This is a genomic window from Paenibacillus spongiae, from assembly GCF_024734895.1.
GTDB lineage: Bacteria > Bacillota > Bacilli > Paenibacillales > Paenibacillaceae > Paenibacillus_Z > Paenibacillus_Z spongiae.
In genome coordinates, this window is record NZ_CP091430.1 from 538,896 (window position 1) to 554,652 (window position 15,757).

A 15,757-nucleotide genomic window follows, 5' to 3' on the forward strand; every position below is an offset into this window, starting at 1 on the left:
AACGGATGATCGGAGACGATCGGCTGCGTACCATCGGGAATAGGAGGCGGATCCAATGTCGGATACTGAATTTGCGGCTATCTTTGCGCGTCTTAAACAAATCTTGCTGCCGTATGAAGCCTCGTTGGATGTGAAGGCGGATACGGATATCAACTACTATTTAGACACCTTTACCATTTATCCGGCTAACAAGCTGCCGATTTTCTTCGGAGCGGTCACATGGAAGAAGAACTATGTGAGCTTTCACCTCATGCCGGTATATGTCAATCCTTCGCTGCTGGATGGCATTTCAACCGAATTGCGCAAGAGGATGCAGGGGAAGTCGTGCTTCAATTTCAAACGGCTGGATGAGGGATTGTTTCAGGAATTGGAGCAGCTGACAGCCTCGGGCGCTCAAGACTATAAGGGCCGCGGATTTATCTAGTAGCTTGCAGCTGTAGGATAGGCGTGAGGCGCTGCACTTCGAGTATGCGAGTACTCGATTGCCGAGAGCTGTAACGGTGCAAAACGGCGTTACAGCCGCCGCCCGAGATGGTGCGTGCAGCTGTAAGCCTATCCGCTTACAGTCGAAATAGGAGCCTTGACCGTACCGGGTCAAGGCTCTTTATGATGCCAAGAACCGCGTACCCAATGGGCTGTAAGCGTGCGCGAAAGAAGGATTGACAAATTCCGAGTTACCCGATAAGATATATTTTATCAAAACTGACTGACTAATCAATCGAGAGGTTGTGATTGCCATTAGCTCCGACAACAAGGTGCTGCTGCGTGACACGCGCCGGGAGCAGTTATTGGCGGTCGCAGTCGAGCGGTTTGCCAAATACGGCTACCATAGTACGAAGATTTCGGATATCGTAGCCCAAGCCGGAGTAGCGCAAGGAACGTTCTACTGGTATTTCAAGAGCAAAGAAGCGATCGCGCTGGAGATTATCCGCGTCGGGAGGGAAGGCCTGCTGATGGTCATTGAGAGGGGCTATCCCACCCAGAACGGATCGGTGCAGATCATGGTTCAAGGCTCGCAGCGGCTGTTGAAGGACATTTTTCAATTTGGGCAAGAAAACAGATACTTTATGGAGCTTCTTCTGACAGAGGGCGGCGCGGACGAGACGATTCGTCAAGGCGTAAGGGATACCCGCATTGCGATGGAAGAAGCCTTCCGCCGGAATATTGAGCGGGCGATCGAGTTCGGCATGCTGCCGAAATCAAGCGATATGCATATGCGAGCGGCGCTGCTGATGAGTCTGATCGAAGGGGTCATGGCCAGATGGCTGTTCGGTCCGGTCCATCCGGAATCGGATCTGGCGCAGCGGTCGGCGGAGCAATTGGCCGCGGAAACGGTGCAGTTCGAATTTTTCGGACTGCTGGGCATTTAATGAGATCAAGAGTGAGAGAGGGACGGTCATATGAGTCATAAGGTAACCGTGAATTGGGATAACGGCTCCCAATATGAAATATCGAACGATCAAGGCTACAAGGGGATTGGACGGCTCACGCCTGGAGAAGACGGGCTGTCGCCCATCGAGCTGTTGTCCAGCTCGCTTGCGTTATGCGTATCGATTTCGCTCGTGAAGCTGATGGAGAAGGATTCCGTCGATGCGGGCAAGATCAGCGTCGCGGTTGAAGCCTTCAAGGCGAAGAGCCTGCCTTCCCGTGTCGAGCGATTCGAGATTATTGTGTCGCTTCCGGGTATTATAGGCCCCGACTACGCAGACAAGCTCATCCATGAGGCGGAGCGCGTGTGTACGATCGGCACAACCTTGAAGGTCGGGGTCCGTATCGAGACAGAAGCCCATTCCTACTAAGTCAGGCTGGCATCGAGAGAGGGTGAAGAAAGTTGCTGGGATACGTACTCCGGCGGATGGCGATGATGGTTCCGAGTTTGATCGGAATCGTTGTGGTGACGTTCATCTTGACGCGGGTTTTACCGGGTGACCCGGCTTTAATGATAACGGGGGAACAAGCGCTCCCCGAGTTCGTGGACAAGGTGCGCGAGCAATATGGGTTTGATCAGCCCCTGTACATTCAATTCTGGGAATATATCAAGCAGCTTGCCCGGGGAGATCTTGGATTTGCGTGGCATACGGGACATTCAGTTGCATCCGATTTCGCCTCGCGATTCCCCGCAACGGTCGAGCTGACGCTGGCAAGCATCTTCATTGCGCTTATCATCGCGCTGCCTATGGGCGTCCTGGCGGCATCCCGCAAGGATTCGCTGTTCGATCATTCGACGCGTCTCCTCTCGCTTCTGGGATCCTCGATGCCGATTTTCTGGCTCGGTCTGCTGCTTATTACGTTATTCTATTCGAAGCTTGGCTGGCTGCCGGCGCCTGTGGGGCGAATCAGCGGGGATATTAATCCGCCGACGCATGTGACGGGACTGTATGTGGTGGACAGCCTGCTGAGCTGGGATATGGTGGCGCTCAAGGATTCGCTTCTTCACCTGCTGATGCCGGCCTTATGTCTAAGCATGGGGACGATGGCTGTCGTGACCAAGATGATCAGAGCCAGCATGCTGGAGGTTGTTAAGCAGGATTTCATGCGGACGGCCAAGGCCAAAGGATTGTCGCAAGGAGCGGTGATCTACAAGCACGGTCTGATCAATTCCTTCATTCCGACACTGACCGTTCTCGGTCTGCAATTCGGTTATCTGCTCGGCGGGGCGGTCATTACGGAAACGATCTTCGTATGGCCGGGCATAGGCAACTATGTAACGGAATCCATTCTCGCCGCCGATTATGCGCCCATTCAGGCGATGACCCTGATCAGCGCGGTACTTTATGGCATTATCAATCTTATCGTTGAACTGCTCTATGGAGCGTTGGATCCGCGGGTGCGTTATGAATAGAACGAGTACATGGAAAAATGTTGTTGGCAGGTTAGTCCGTAACCGTTTAGCGCTTGTAGGGTTACTTCTCGTATTGGTATGGGTCGTGCTGGCTTGCTTGGCGCCGTTAATCGCGCCATATCCGCCGAATGAGATCAATACGGCAGACAAGCTGCTGCCGCCGAGCGCGGCGCACTTGCTGGGCACCGATAACTTCGGCCGGGATATCTTCAGCCGTATTCTATATGGAGCGCAAGTTACGATCTGGACGGGCTTCGTAGCCGTCGGCATTGCGTTCTTCATCGGCGTTCCGCTCGGCGCTATTGCCGGGTATTTCGGTGGGAGAATAGGGAATATTATCATGCGCGTAATGGATACGCTGCTTGCTTTCCCGTCGCTGATTCTGGCCATGGCGCTTGCGGCATCCATCGGCCCAGGGCTTCTCGGGGCGCTGCTCGCGGTCGGAATCGTCGGCATACCGGAGTTTGCCCGGCTCATGTACGGACAAACCATCGTCATTAAAGAGAAGGAATACATCGAAGCCAGCCGGGCGCTCGGGGTCAAGCATGGCGCCATCCTATATGGGCATGTGCTGCCGAATGCCTTCGCCCCGCTGCTTGTGCAAATTACATTGGGACTGGGATCGGCCGTCTTGACGACGTCGAGCTTGAGCTTTATCGGCCTTGGCGTCCGTCCGCCGACAGCGGAATGGGGCGCGATGATTTCCTATGGACGGGATTATATTTTGTCGGGCGAATGGTGGATGACGGTCTTCCCGGGCGTTGCCATCGCGACGACGATTCTCGGTTTCAGCTTGCTTGGAGACGGTCTGCGCGACATTCTGGATCCGCATGCCCGAACCTCTAGAAAGTAGAATGAACGAAACGTTCCATTTCGTTCACAGTTATAAATAAATAAACGATATGGGGAGTGGATTCGAATGAAAAAGAAACAGCTATTGGCGGTCATCTCGGCCTTATTAATATTGAGCATCATTGTCGGCTGCACGAACAGCGCGAATCCGAAGAATAACGCAGGCACTGGCGATCAGACGCAGAACAACAAGTCCGATGGCTCATCCGATGCGCAAGGCAAGACGGTGACGATCGCCTTCTCGCAAGGCGCCGGCCAAACGATGGATCCGCATGATGCGGCCGACCTGACATCGGGCAGCTATGTATTCGCCTTGTATGATCAATTGGTGACGAGCGGAACCGAGGAGAAGGATGGCAAGACGGTCGGACGCACCGATTTGATCGAGCCTTCTCTGGCTGAGAAGTGGACGATATCCGACGATTTGAAGACCTATACCTTTACGCTGCGGGACGGGGTGAAATTCAATAGCGGAGAGCCGGTGAACGCGGACGCGGTCGTGTACTCGTTCGAGCGCCTGCAATCCAAGGGTGAGGGCGGCAGCCTCTATAAGCTCGCGAACATTCAATCCGTTACGAAAATCGACGAAAAGACCGTCGAATTCAAATTGGGCGCACCCAATCATTTGTTCCTGAAATATCTGGCTACCTTCACGTTCTCGATTGTGGATCCTTCCGTAGCCGAGAAGAACCCGGATGATTACTTGACTCAAAATTCCGCAGGCTCCGGAGCGTTCACCTTGGAGAAGTGGGATCCGGCCACCGAGGCTGTATTCATAGCGAACAAGGATTATTGGAAGGGCGCTCCGAAAGCGGACAAAATCATCGTCAAATTTGTGAAGGAAGCTTCGAACCGCGAGCTTCTGCTGCAGAACGGGGATGTCGACGTTGCGATGGACATTCCGCCGAAGGACGTCGCCAGCCTTGCGAAGAAAGAAAATCTGGTGATCAGCTCGGAGCCGACGAACCGGATCGTTTACTTGGGAATGAACGCGCAATTCAAGCCATTTGACCAGCTGAAGGTAAGACAGGCGATCCATTATTTAATCCCGCAGGACAAGCTCATTCAAGATGTCGTGTATGGACAAGGCGCACCGATGACGAGCTCGATCTCGAGCAAGTCGCCTGCCCACTCTGCGGAGGGCTATGTCTATGAATACAATGTGGAGAAGGCCAAAGCCTTGTTGAAGGAAGCGGGACTGGAGAACGGCTTCACGTTCGATCTGACCGTGAACTCCTCCACGCAGGACTATGAGGACATTGCGGTACTGCTTAAATCCGAGCTGGAGAAGGTTGGCGTGACCTTGAACATTAACAAAGTGGCGCCTGCACAATACCGTGAGCTTGTGAACAATAAGAAAGCAGCGGCATTCCTCGGAAAATACACATCGCTTGTGAACGATCCGTCGTATCATTACGGATTCTTGCTCGACAGCAAGGGCGCTTCCAACTATGCGGCCTACAACAGTCCGGCGGTGGACGATCTGCTGGCCAAAGCGAACGCCGAGCCGGACGAAAGCAAGCGGCTGGAGCTGTACAAAGCGGTACAGAATCAAGTTTCCGCCGATTCGCCATGGGCTTATCTGTATGAAACGAATCTGATTGCCGGTTTTAATAAGAATGTCCAAGGGTACATTTTTTATCCGGACGAAATCCTCCGTTTTGTCTCGATCTATAAATAATAGCGAAGCCCCCGAGTCATATTCGGGGGTTTTAGCCCGACTGCCGCATCCTTCGCGGCTTACCGGGTATTATGTCGCACAGCTGTTACGGGGGAAGGCGGCTTCGGCTTTAACATTGAACAAGAGCGTTTCAGGGGAGGCAACTATGACGAAGCTGTTGGAAGTGAGCGGGTTAAGAACGGAGTTTCAAACTGCGGCTGCTCCCGTCCGGGTGGTCGATGGCATCGATGTATCGCTGAGCCCTGGCGAAACGTTAGGCATCGTCGGGGAATCCGGCAGCGGGAAAAGCGTGACGTCCCTGTCGATCATGGGGCTGCTGCCCGAAGGGCAGGCAGCTGTTGCAGGCGGCGATATCCGTCTGAACGGTCAGAGCTTGACCCGCATGACGGAATCGGAGATGCGCAAGATTCGCGGCAATAAGATTGCGATGATCTTTCAGGAGCCGATGACGGCGTTGAATCCCGTGTTCAAGATCGGCCGGCAATTGGAAGAAGCAATCCGGCAGCATTCGGACAAAAGCCGGCGGGCCGCCCGCAAGGAAGCCATCGACTTATTAAGCGATGTCGGCATATCGATGCCGGAGCAGATGATCAATGTGTATCCGCATCAGCTGTCCGGCGGAATGCGGCAGCGGGTCATGATTGCGATGGCGATGGCCTGCAATCCGGAGGTTCTGATCGCAGACGAACCGACGACGGCGCTCGACGTTACCATTCAGGCGCAGATATTGGATTTAATGCGGAAGCTGCAGCGGGAACGCGGTACGGCTATTATGCTCATTACCCATGACTTGGGCGTTATCGCCGAGATGTGCGACCGGGTATCGGTCATGTACGCAGGGCAGATCGTCGAGGAAGGGGACGTCGAGACGCTGTTCCGGGAGCCGAAGCATCCGTATACGATCGGATTAATGAATTCGCTGCCTCAGTTCTCCGGCGGTCAGGAACGGCTGTACTCGATTCCGGGACAAGTGCCTCAGCCCGCGGATTATCCGGCAGGCTGCCGCTTCGCGCCGCGCTGTCCGTCCCGGATGGAGGTTTGCGAGACGAGCGAGCCGGGTTCATTCGATTTCGGAGACGGGCACCGGTGCAAATGCCATCTGTACAGGGGGGAATCGCGATGACGGCAATGCCCATGCTTGAAATAAAAGATTTGAAAAAGCATTATTCGGTCCGGAAGGGCATCTTCCGCCAATCGGAAGAAACCGCCAAGGCGCTTGACGGCGTCTCCCTGACGATCGGCAAGGGCGAAACGTTCGCCGTTGTGGGCGAATCCGGCTGCGGCAAGACAACGCTGGGCAAGACGCTGCTAAGGCTTATTGAGCCGACGGCCGGCAGCATTCGGTTCGAGGGAACGGACATCACGCAGCTGAACGCGGAGGAGATGCGGCGGTTGAAGACCGACATGCAGATCGTCTTTCAAGATCCCTACGGATCGTTAGATCCGAAGTGGACGATACGGAAGACGCTGGAGGAGCCGCTTCGGACCCATCTGCGCTTATCCGGCGACGCTATCCGTGCCAAGGTGGATGAAATGCTGCAGGTCGTCGGACTGACGCCTCATCATGGCGACCGGTATCCGCATGAATTATCCGGCGGACAGCGGCAGCGGATCGGCATCGCCCGAGCGCTTATTCTGGAGCCGAAGTTCGTCGTCTTCGACGAGCCGGTCTCGGCGCTCGATGTATCGATCCAGGCCCAGATTTTGAACTTGATGCAGGATTTGCAGAATCGGCTGGCGCTGACCTACTTGTTCGTTTCTCATGACCTGTCGGTCGTCCGGTTTATAAGCGATCGGATCGGTGTAATGTACTTGGGCAGAATGGTGGAGGTAGGACCTACCGACGAGGTATTCAGCCATCCCCTTCATCCCTATACGCAAGCGCTCATCTCAGCCATCCCAGAGCCGGATCCGGCGAAGCGCAGGGAGCGGATTGTATTGGCTGGAGACGTACCCGGCCCGCGCAATCAGCCGCCAGGCTGCGCGTTCCATACCCGCTGCCCGATGGCGATGCCCGAATGCCGCTCCATACGGCCTGAACTGCAGACGGTTTCCGGCAATCACGCAACGGCGTGTCATCTATATAAAGATTAATCGTTTCAACCTCGTGTCCGGCACGAGGTTTTTTTGTGCTTTGACCCAAAAAAAGAGACTGGATTCGACAAAATTCCAAGAAACTAATATATAATAAATGGAAAATGCGCCATTTCAATGCGATAATTATATAGCCTTTATAGGCGTAGAGAACTATAGTCATTTATACAAAGATTATACAAAAGTGACCGTCATTCTGTTTGCGATTCGCAAGTTGAGGAGAGCCAATCACATGGGAAAATGCCCCTATCATGCCTTCACGTCGCTATTCCGGAGAAATGCCAATGCAATCTCGACGCTATCGCCCCAACCCGACGCTCATTCCGGTAACGTTTATGCTCCAGCTAGTATCGAATCCCTTGAAGACGAATTCATGGTGCAGCTCGATATGATCGGCCTGACGGTGGAAGATTTGAATATGCTCAAGAAATATCAGCCGATCGTGGTGGAGTTTTCGGATTCAATTGTAGAATCCTTCTATATGAAGGTTCTCCATGTTCCGGGACTCCAAGCCATCATCATGAAGAACAGCTCGATCGAAAGGCTGCGCCTTACCCTTCGCGACCATCTGATCGAAATGTTCGACGGCAGGATCGACAATGATTTCGTTCAGAAGCGATTGAAGATCGCATCGGTGCATCAACGGATCGGATTGGAGCCCAAATGGTATATGGGCGCTTTCCAGAATCTGCAGAATACGATGCTGGGCATCATCCACAATTATTTGCATGATCAAGCCGAAGGCCTGGCTCTGAGCAAGGCAATCACGAAGCTGCTCAATTTCGAGCAGCAGCTTGTCCTGGAAGCCTACGAGAAGATGAACGTGGAGCATCAGGAGAACCAATACGAGCTGATTAAGCGGCAATTGAAGGAGAAGATCATCTCGGTTAGCCAGAGGCTGGCTCTCCTGACGGAACAGACCAACACTTCGACGCAGGAGCTGATCGGTTCAAGCAATCAAGTGGCGGCCTCGTTCATGAGCAGCTCGGAGAAGACGAAGGAGTCCCGCTCGCTTGCTTTGAAGGGATCGGAGAATATGGCCAAGCTGGAGCAGAGCATGGATGCCATACATGGCAGCTCTATGCAAATGGAGGGGGCTGTCGTCCAGCTTCGGGATTCTTCGCTGCAAATCAAGCAAATTGTAACCATCGTGGAGGAGATCTCCAGCCAGATCAAGCTGTTGTCGCTCAATGCTTCTATCGAGGCGGCAAGAGCGGGCGAGTATGGAGCCGGGTTCTCGGTCGTCGCCCAAGAAGTGAAGAAGCTGTCGGAGGAGACGCGAGCAGCCGTGAGCCGGATCAGCGAGCTCATTAAAAAGTCGAACGCGTATACGGCCGAAGTCGTTCATTCGATTGATGCCGTTCAAACGCATGTCCAAGCCGGGCAGCAGGAATCGGTGCGAATGAACGAGATGTTTGCCCTCATTCTGAGGTCGCTGGAGAGCGGGCTGGATGAATTGGATCTCGTTGAGATCGAAATTCAAGGCCTGGTCAGTGGAATTGGAGAGGTTGGAGCGGCTACAGACGAGGTGGCCAGTTCGGCCGAAGAGCTGAACCATACCGCTAATAATTATTAATAAAAGCTGTATTGACCATATTTGTGCAGCCCTCGAAGGATGAACTTCATGTTATACTATCATAATGAGTAACATGCTTCGGGCTAACGGAGCGGCACAAGAAAGGTTGCATACAGATGAATAAGTTTACAGACTGGAATCAGAAGGCGAAGGAAACCTTTCAGGCGACCAGCAAAGAAGAGGTTTATACCGTAATGGAAGCCGGTCAATTGCTCGGCCTGACGAAGGATCAGATGAAGGCTTACGTCGATAAGCACGGATTGACCAAGGTTCCGATTATGAGAAGCGTGCATCGATACCTGCTGCTCAAAAGCGAGATTGAAGCCATAGTGGGGTAACCCCGTCCGGATGAAAAACACTGACCTTGCAGCGTCGGTGTTTTTTTGATGTCGGTAAGCCTTCGAACGAGAAATCGACGCGCCGGTTTCAAACCACAAAACGGCCTTTGTCCGCATCCATCGCGGGCAGGGCCGTTTTGTAATTTCTTATTTAGCATATTAGGAGGCAACACGATGACATAAGATTACCTGCATGGGTGAAGCAAAGTACCGAGCTTCGAAAAGACTTTATGAAACTAGGGCAATCCACTTATTTGATTAGCCACAGCCATAAGGGGGTTTAGGCAAGCCTAGGCGGTCTAAGTTGCCGCATACCGTACTTTGCCAGTAAGCCAGCTGATCATCCAGATCTTTCGCAGAATGCTGTTGAATGATTTCGATGTAGGCTGTAGCTGCCGCGACTTGCGGATCGAAGGACCAGGACCAATAATCCGTCCGATCATAACGGCCGATCCATTGTCCGTCTACGCCGAATTTTTGTTGATCGGTTACACCGATGACGGCTCCGTCCGCCGATCTCAGCAAAAGGAAGACGCCGCCAGTAAATCCGGTTAATTTGACGTTGTTTTTCGTACGGGTTACGACATCAAGCTGGCCGGCAAGTGCTCCCGAGCGCTGCAGCGTAGCCCGTGTATACATGTAACGCCCGCCATTGGAGCTTTGCCAGGTAGACTCTGCCGTTAAAGAAGGAATGGTTTGGATCGTGGATGAAGATGAAGTGCTTCCGCCCGTGCTTCCTCCTGTTCCACCATTATAACCGCCGCCATCGACCGGATCTTCCGACATCCGCGCCGAGACTGACATGGCAGGAACAGCAGCAAGCAGGGTAAAAGCGGCAAGCATAAACGTTAACAATAAACCTTTCCATGTTCTCATCATAAAACCCTCCAAATAATGATTTCTTGTGGTTGCAACACTCCATCATTATGGAATAATATTTATCATCCAAAAAGTACCAATTTTTCATAGTACCGGTGGTAAGCGAATTTCTAAGTTTTGATCCTCTCCTTGAGTTCTCTACAGCACGGGCTGCCGAATTGGAGAGGTGGAGAAGATAAACATCGAGGATCTGAACGGGGGAGAATTGCTCTGCTGTTGTAATTGGCAAGGGTTCAAAACGGTCTATCATGCTATAGACTGAGGAAATAGACGTCGCCCCCTATTTTGAAGCGCAAATATGGAATCACGAGGTCGAATTAACCTACTTTGGACTCTCTATCCGGCCGGAGGACACCCGTTATAATAACAAGTAAGGAGGCGATGAAAGATGGAGTTGAATGAACGATTGGGCTTCTCCCCGGAGGAGCGGCTCTTGATCGTCAATGGCGACGATTTCGGGATGTGTCATGCCGCGAACGCGGGGATTGGACAGCTGCTGGCGGAAGGCGTTATTTCATCGGCGACGGTCATGATTCCGTGCGCATGGTCGGCGGAAGCCGCGGCGATCGCATCGAGCAATCCGGCTTATGATATCGGCATTCACCTCACGCTGACCTGTGAGTGGGGGCCGTACAAATGGGGGCCTGTACGGCAGGATGGCCCCGTCGATACGCTCGTTACGAAGGAAGGCTGGTTCCCGCCCGATTGCAAGACCGTCGAGCAGCAATCGGATTCGGAGCAGGTGAAGCAGGAGCTGTTTGCCCAAGTGCGGCGGGGAATGGCGATGGGCATCGATCCGACTCATCTCGATAATCATATGGGCAGCGTGTACGGGATGGCGACGGGAAGAGATTTTCTAGAGGAGACCCTTGAGGTATGCGAGCACTTTCAACTGCCCTTCCGCTTGCCGAAGTCGCCTGGGGATCGTGAGAAGCATATGCCGCCGGCACTGATGGAACGCTATCGGGAGCGCCTGAAATCGGCGGAGAAGAGAGGCGTTATGCTGATTGACCATCTCGAGGGGCTGTCATTCCATCTGGAGCCCGGCGAAGATTATGAACAGGCGAGGGAGACGATGGCCGAGAAGCTGCGTTCCATGAAGGCCGGCATTACGGAGATGATCATCCATCCGTTCCACGATACCGACGAGCTGAAAGCGGTCATGCCGCATTGGGAGAAACGGAGGATGGAATTCGAGCTGTTCCGCGATCCGGTTATCCGGCAAGTATTGGAGGATGAAGGGATTCGCGTGATCGGCTGGCGGGCCCTGCGGGATGCCCAGCGCAGCGGCGGACGCTGATCGGTATTGATCAAGAAGCGAAGATACGGCTTGAAGCGGCGCTGTGTGACAGCGGGCGACCGCAAGGGCTGTATCTTCGCTTTTTTTACAATCTGCAATCTATAATCCCATGCGTGTCAAGACGCCTTCGAACGAGAAATCGACGCGGTCGTCCCCGCACAGGTAGCGATAAAATTTGGCTCCTGCGATCTGGGTCAATCGGCTGTCGTTACCTGCGAAGGCATGGTAATTTCTGAATTCGGACGCGACTTCAGGACTTTTATAATCATCCATATTGAACAGACCGCGCTGCTCCTGGCCGGGACGCAGCCGCAGCTTGAACACATACCGCGTCTCGTCCGTGTAGTTCGGCTGAGCGCAGTGCCAGATATCATTATGCAGGAAGCCGATCGTTCCTGCTTTGGACACAAGCTTACGCTGTCCGATGATGTTCTTGTAGCGGGCAATACTGGCGGTATTGACTTTATTGTGCAGATGAGAGCCTGGCAGGATGAGCGTCGGTCCCATTATTTCGGGCGTATCGTGAGAGAAGTAGAAGGCCTGGATGTCGAAGGCGAACGGGCGCGTGTCGATAACGGAATCGGCATGATAGGCTTGCCCGACATGATATTGGGCGGGTACGACATGCAAGGCCGAATGGTCGTAGACGGGTTCTGAACCGACTAGGCTTTGCAGCACCCCTTTTACTTGGGGAAGCTCGAAGATCTCTTGAATTACCTTGGAATTGGACCAATAGCTGCCGGGTCCCTTCCAATTTTTCTGCTCGGCATGTGCGGCTTCATTCAGCTCTTGAGGGACGAGATTCTCGAGCTGAATATAGCCGTTCACGGCGAACTGCGCCATCTGGCGGGCAGTTAACAAGTGATGCTTCTCAATCCTACTCATCGATCGTTACCTTCCTTTCGAGGACGTATTCATAAGGCAGTGCACCCAGTTCATGCTCATAGCCGGAGCGGTACAGCGGCATCGTCGGCAGCTGGAGAACGTTCCAGCCGTCTCTCATGGCATCCAATACGGACCGGTACAGAGGCGTCTGCGAATCGCCCGTATTCATTTGAAGCTCATCCTTGGATTTCGCCCCATCGTATAGAGCCCAGGCGACGGTAGGCGATTCCAGACTGGAATCGGCCAAATGTAAGATTAAGATTTGCTGTCTTGTTTTGCTCATCGTGACTCTTCCCTCCCTAAGGCGCTATGAATTCATTACTATCGTAATATACGCCGCAGCAAGACGGGATATATAATAGTAAGATAAAGTTGTGATATTCTACGGTGTTTGAGGCGGGGTGATCGCATGGATCAGGACCAGTTGCATATGATGCGGAGCTATCTTGCGAATGCGCAGCTGCAGCTCTACGCTGTCCATCATGTCAAGCTTGGCCCGGATTGGGATTATCATCTGAAGGATCCGGAAGTCAACCGGTTGTATTACTTTATGGAGGGAGCGGGGAAGGTGCGGATCAGGAGCCGCGAGTATTCGCCGCGCCCCGGCCAATTGTTTCTGCTGCCCGCCCATGTGGAACAAGCCTTCTTCACCGATAAAGAAAACACGTTCCGCAAATATTTCTGCCATTTCACGCTGACCATCGGGGAGATCCACTTCTTTCAGCTGTTTCACATTCCGTGTTTCATCGAGGTTCCCGACCGCGAGTGGCTGGAAGCGCGATTTCTTAAGCTGATCGAGCTATCCCAGAGCCAGTCGTTAACGTCCCCGCTGCAAATCAAATCGGTGCTCTACGAGATTTTGACGCAATTTCTGGATCAGGCCTTGCTTCATGAGAACGAGGGCGATTGGGGAATCGAGGCCGTCACGCCGGCCATGACCAAAATCAATACGATCGTGAGCTATATCGAGGCGAATCTGGCGGAGAAAATGAACATCAACGAACTGGCCGGCCGGCTGCACTTTCACCCGAACTACTTCATCCAGCTGTTCAAATCGACCATGGGCGTGTCGCCGATCGCCTACATTACGAGAAAACGGATGGAGAAAGCGCAGCTCTTGCTTGCGACGAGCGATCTGACCGTGACCGAAATTGCGGATGCGGTGGGGATGGGCTTGTATCACTTCTCCAGCACCTTCCGCAAGCTGATGAGCCTGTCGCCCTCCGAATACCGGCGGTATCTGAAGTCGAAATAAAAAGGAATTCACCCGGTGTATAGGTTTTTATGTGCAAGGTATCGTAACTTCAGGCGTGAAAGGGTAACAGCATTTATGGAGGAGGCGATCACGACCATGAGCCATACGAATAAAACCGATCGACCCAATGTAATATGGGTATTCGGCGATCAGCATCGGGCGCAAGCGCTGGGCTGCAGCGGCGATCCGAACGTTCATACGCCGAATATCGACAATCTGGCCGCAAGCGGCGTGAATTTTAACCGTGCGTTATCGGGATTCCCGCTCTGCTGTCCGACCAGGGGTTCCTTGCTGACGGGACGTTATCCGCATCGCTGCGTCCCCGGACATGAGCATCGCCTTCCGGAGGGGCAGCCGACCATCGCCGATGTGTTTAACGAGGAGGGCTATTCGACCGCGTATTTCGGAAAGTGGCATCTCGACGGCTACCAGGAACGAAACGGCAGGGCCGCCTTTCATATCATCCCTCCGGAGCGCAGGGGCGGGTTCCGGCATTGGGTAGGTTATGAGAACAATAATAGCCCGTGGGATTGTTGGGTCCATGGCGGAGAAGGAGACGGGGCCTTCCAGTACAGGCTCCCCGGATTCGAAACCGATGAGCTGACGAATCTGTTGATCGAGCATATCGAGGAGCGCGGCGCACAGCGAAAATCCGGCAGCGACCAGCCTTTCTTCGCGGTTCTGTCGGTGCAGCCGCCCCATAATCCTTACATGGCTCCGGAGGCGTTTCGAAGCAAGCATACCCCGGGAAAAGTAGAGCTGCGTCCCAACGTACCGCCGATTGAAGGGGTTCGAAGCCAGGCGCGGAATGATCTTGCCGGATATTATGCGATGATCGAGAATCTGGACTGGAATCTGGGACGGATCCGGGATAGCTTGCGCGAAGCCGACCTTGATTTCAACACGCATATCGTATTCTTCAGCGATCATGGCGATCTGCACGGCAGCCATGGTCAATTCAACAAGACGAGCCCGTTGGAAGAGGCCATACGCGTACCCTTCATTATTGGAGGAGAACGCCCATTCTACGGGAGAAAAACCGGGATATCGCCGGCGCTTCTCAATCATGTGGATGTGGCCCCGACAACGCTCGGACTATGCGGCATACAAGCACCAAGCTGGATGGATGGCACGGATTATTCGTCCCACCGGCTTCCGGAACAGGCGAGCGTGCGCCAACCGGATTCAGCCTATTTGCAGTCGGTCATTCCGACAGGACACGGACATAGCGTGGACAAGCCATGGAGAGGCATCGTCACGAACGACGGATGGAAGTATGTCTGCTTCGAAGGCATTTCCTGGCTCATGTTCAATCTGAATGAAGACCCGTACGAATTGGTAAACATGGCCCACAATAGTCTGTATGCGGGTAAACGAAAGGAACTGCTTGGCAAGCTCGGCGATTGGATCGAACGTACAGGCGATTCGTTTCTTCTTCCCGCTGAATAAGAGGATGAAAAAAAAGAAGCTAAACAAGCGAAACCCATCGTTAGGTTCTCCCTAACGGTGGGTTTCGCTTGTTTAATCTTGGTTGCGCTGTGGAAAGAACGGCTAGCCATAGACGCTTCTAGTTATAATTTCCGTAAGCTCCGACTTATGCGATTCATATTCGTGCAGGGCAAGACTTCCGCTGCTCAGCCGCTCGTCCAGCTGGCTGGTCAATTCTGCAACCTGCAGATCGATAATGCTCTGCACGTCGACTTCGTTATTTACGGCTATATCGGCAAGTGACTTTCCATTGTATAATGCTTCCTGAATGGCTTCGTCCGACGGCGCTCCAAGAGCTTGCAGGAATCGATCCTCTTGGGATGATGCATTCTTGGCTAGCGGGGGCCGTACATCGGGTTTCGGTGCTAAACCGGCCGCAGCGGCCGATTTCTCGTCGCTCCACATCCCGAAGGCAATGGTGAATGCCAAGGTGCTCATAATGATAAGACGTTTTGGGTCCATAGGCTAATCCTCTCTTCACAGAGATTATAGTCATACTGTACATGATCGACGGGCTACTTAAGTAAGGGCAGCTTGTCTTCCAGACGACGGATGATTCCGGGTGTC

At 53.3% G+C, this 15,757-nt stretch carries 17 protein-coding genes; 13 read left to right on the forward strand and 4 right to left on the reverse strand.

The window, feature by feature from the left end; all coding sequences use genetic code 11:
* Positions 1-55: 55 nt before the first annotated feature.
* From L1F29_RS02345 to L1F29_RS02390, 10 genes are all read left to right on the forward strand, one after another.
* Entirely contained in the window at positions 56-424 is a 369-nt protein-coding gene (locus L1F29_RS02345; RefSeq protein ID WP_258386803.1) for a hypothetical protein, read from the forward strand.
* A gap of 304 nt (positions 425-728) precedes the next feature.
* Positions 729-1,370, forward strand: coding sequence for a TetR/AcrR family transcriptional regulator (locus tag L1F29_RS02350; protein ID WP_258386804.1), 642 nt, complete (start codon positions 729-731; stop codon positions 1,368-1,370).
* Between the two features lie 30 nt (positions 1,371-1,400).
* Positions 1,401-1,799 (forward strand): OsmC family protein, encoded by a 399-nt coding sequence (locus tag L1F29_RS02355; RefSeq protein WP_258386805.1) that lies wholly within the window; start codon positions 1,401-1,403, stop codon positions 1,797-1,799.
* A gap of 32 nt (positions 1,800-1,831) precedes the next feature.
* Entirely contained in the window at positions 1,832-2,842 is a 1,011-nt protein-coding gene (locus L1F29_RS02360) for an ABC transporter permease (RefSeq protein ID WP_258386806.1), read from the forward strand.
* A complete protein-coding gene (locus L1F29_RS02365; RefSeq protein ID WP_258386807.1) occupies positions 2,835-3,695 on the forward strand; it encodes an ABC transporter permease in 861 nt (286 codons plus the stop codon). Before L1F29_RS02360 ends, L1F29_RS02365 begins: the two co-directional genes overlap by 8 nt.
* Positions 3,696-3,761: 66 nt before the next feature.
* Positions 3,762-5,375 (forward strand): ABC transporter substrate-binding protein, encoded by a 1,614-nt coding sequence (locus tag L1F29_RS02370; protein ID WP_258386808.1) that lies wholly within the window; start codon positions 3,762-3,764, stop codon positions 5,373-5,375.
* A 145-nt stretch (positions 5,376-5,520) separates the two neighbouring features.
* Positions 5,521-6,498: an ABC transporter ATP-binding protein gene (locus L1F29_RS02375; RefSeq protein WP_258386809.1), complete on the forward strand. Its 978-nt coding sequence runs from the start codon at positions 5,521-5,523 to the stop codon at positions 6,496-6,498.
* The gene (locus tag L1F29_RS02380; protein WP_258386810.1) at positions 6,495-7,469 is read left to right on the forward strand and encodes an ABC transporter ATP-binding protein; all 975 of its coding nucleotides are present in this window, start codon (positions 6,495-6,497) and stop codon (positions 7,467-7,469) included. The genes L1F29_RS02375 and L1F29_RS02380 overlap by 4 nt, the downstream gene beginning before the upstream one ends.
* Before the next feature lie 232 nt (positions 7,470-7,701).
* The gene (locus L1F29_RS02385; RefSeq protein WP_258386811.1) at positions 7,702-9,045 is read left to right on the forward strand and encodes a globin-coupled sensor protein; all 1,344 of its coding nucleotides are present in this window, start codon (positions 7,702-7,704) and stop codon (positions 9,043-9,045) included.
* A 116-nt stretch (positions 9,046-9,161) separates the two neighbouring features.
* Positions 9,162-9,383 carry a DNA-binding protein gene (locus L1F29_RS02390; RefSeq protein ID WP_258386812.1) on the forward strand — a complete coding sequence of 74 codons (222 nt, stop codon included), beginning with the start codon at positions 9,162-9,164 and terminating at the stop codon, positions 9,381-9,383.
* A 258-nt stretch (positions 9,384-9,641) separates the two neighbouring features.
* Here the strand turns inward: L1F29_RS02390 and L1F29_RS02395 are convergent, their stop codons facing one another.
* Positions 9,642-10,259, reverse strand: coding sequence for a hypothetical protein (locus L1F29_RS02395; RefSeq protein ID WP_258386813.1), 618 nt, complete (start codon positions 10,257-10,259; stop codon positions 9,642-9,644).
* Between the two features lie 391 nt (positions 10,260-10,650).
* Between L1F29_RS02395 and L1F29_RS02400 the strand changes: the two genes are divergently transcribed.
* Entirely contained in the window at positions 10,651-11,562 is a 912-nt protein-coding gene (locus L1F29_RS02400; RefSeq protein ID WP_258386814.1) for a polysaccharide deacetylase family protein, read from the forward strand.
* A gap of 99 nt (positions 11,563-11,661) precedes the next feature.
* On the opposite strand, the gene L1F29_RS02405 is transcribed toward L1F29_RS02400, so the two are convergent.
* Positions 11,662-12,447 (reverse strand): phytanoyl-CoA dioxygenase family protein, encoded by a 786-nt coding sequence (locus L1F29_RS02405; RefSeq protein ID WP_258386815.1) that lies wholly within the window; start codon positions 12,445-12,447, stop codon positions 11,662-11,664.
* On the reverse strand, positions 12,440-12,730 hold the full coding sequence (locus L1F29_RS02410; RefSeq protein ID WP_258386816.1) for a hypothetical protein: 291 nt from the start codon (positions 12,728-12,730) through the stop codon (positions 12,440-12,442). The genes L1F29_RS02405 and L1F29_RS02410 overlap by 8 nt, the downstream gene beginning before the upstream one ends.
* Positions 12,731-12,856: 126 nt before the next feature.
* Here L1F29_RS02410 and L1F29_RS02415 point away from each other — a divergent pair, with 126 nt between their 5' ends.
* Together L1F29_RS02415 and L1F29_RS02420 are read left to right on the forward strand one after the other, a co-directional pair.
* On the forward strand, positions 12,857-13,702 hold the full coding sequence (locus L1F29_RS02415; RefSeq protein ID WP_258386817.1) for a helix-turn-helix transcriptional regulator: 846 nt from the start codon (positions 12,857-12,859) through the stop codon (positions 13,700-13,702).
* 96 nt (positions 13,703-13,798) lie between these two features.
* On the forward strand, positions 13,799-15,151 hold the full coding sequence (locus tag L1F29_RS02420; protein WP_258386818.1) for a sulfatase family protein: 1,353 nt from the start codon (positions 13,799-13,801) through the stop codon (positions 15,149-15,151).
* Positions 15,152-15,253: 102 nt separating this feature from the next.
* On the opposite strand, the gene L1F29_RS02425 is transcribed toward L1F29_RS02420, so the two are convergent.
* Positions 15,254-15,652: a hypothetical protein gene (locus L1F29_RS02425; protein WP_258386819.1), complete on the reverse strand. Its 399-nt coding sequence runs from the start codon at positions 15,650-15,652 to the stop codon at positions 15,254-15,256.
* Positions 15,653-15,757 lie beyond the last annotated feature (105 nt).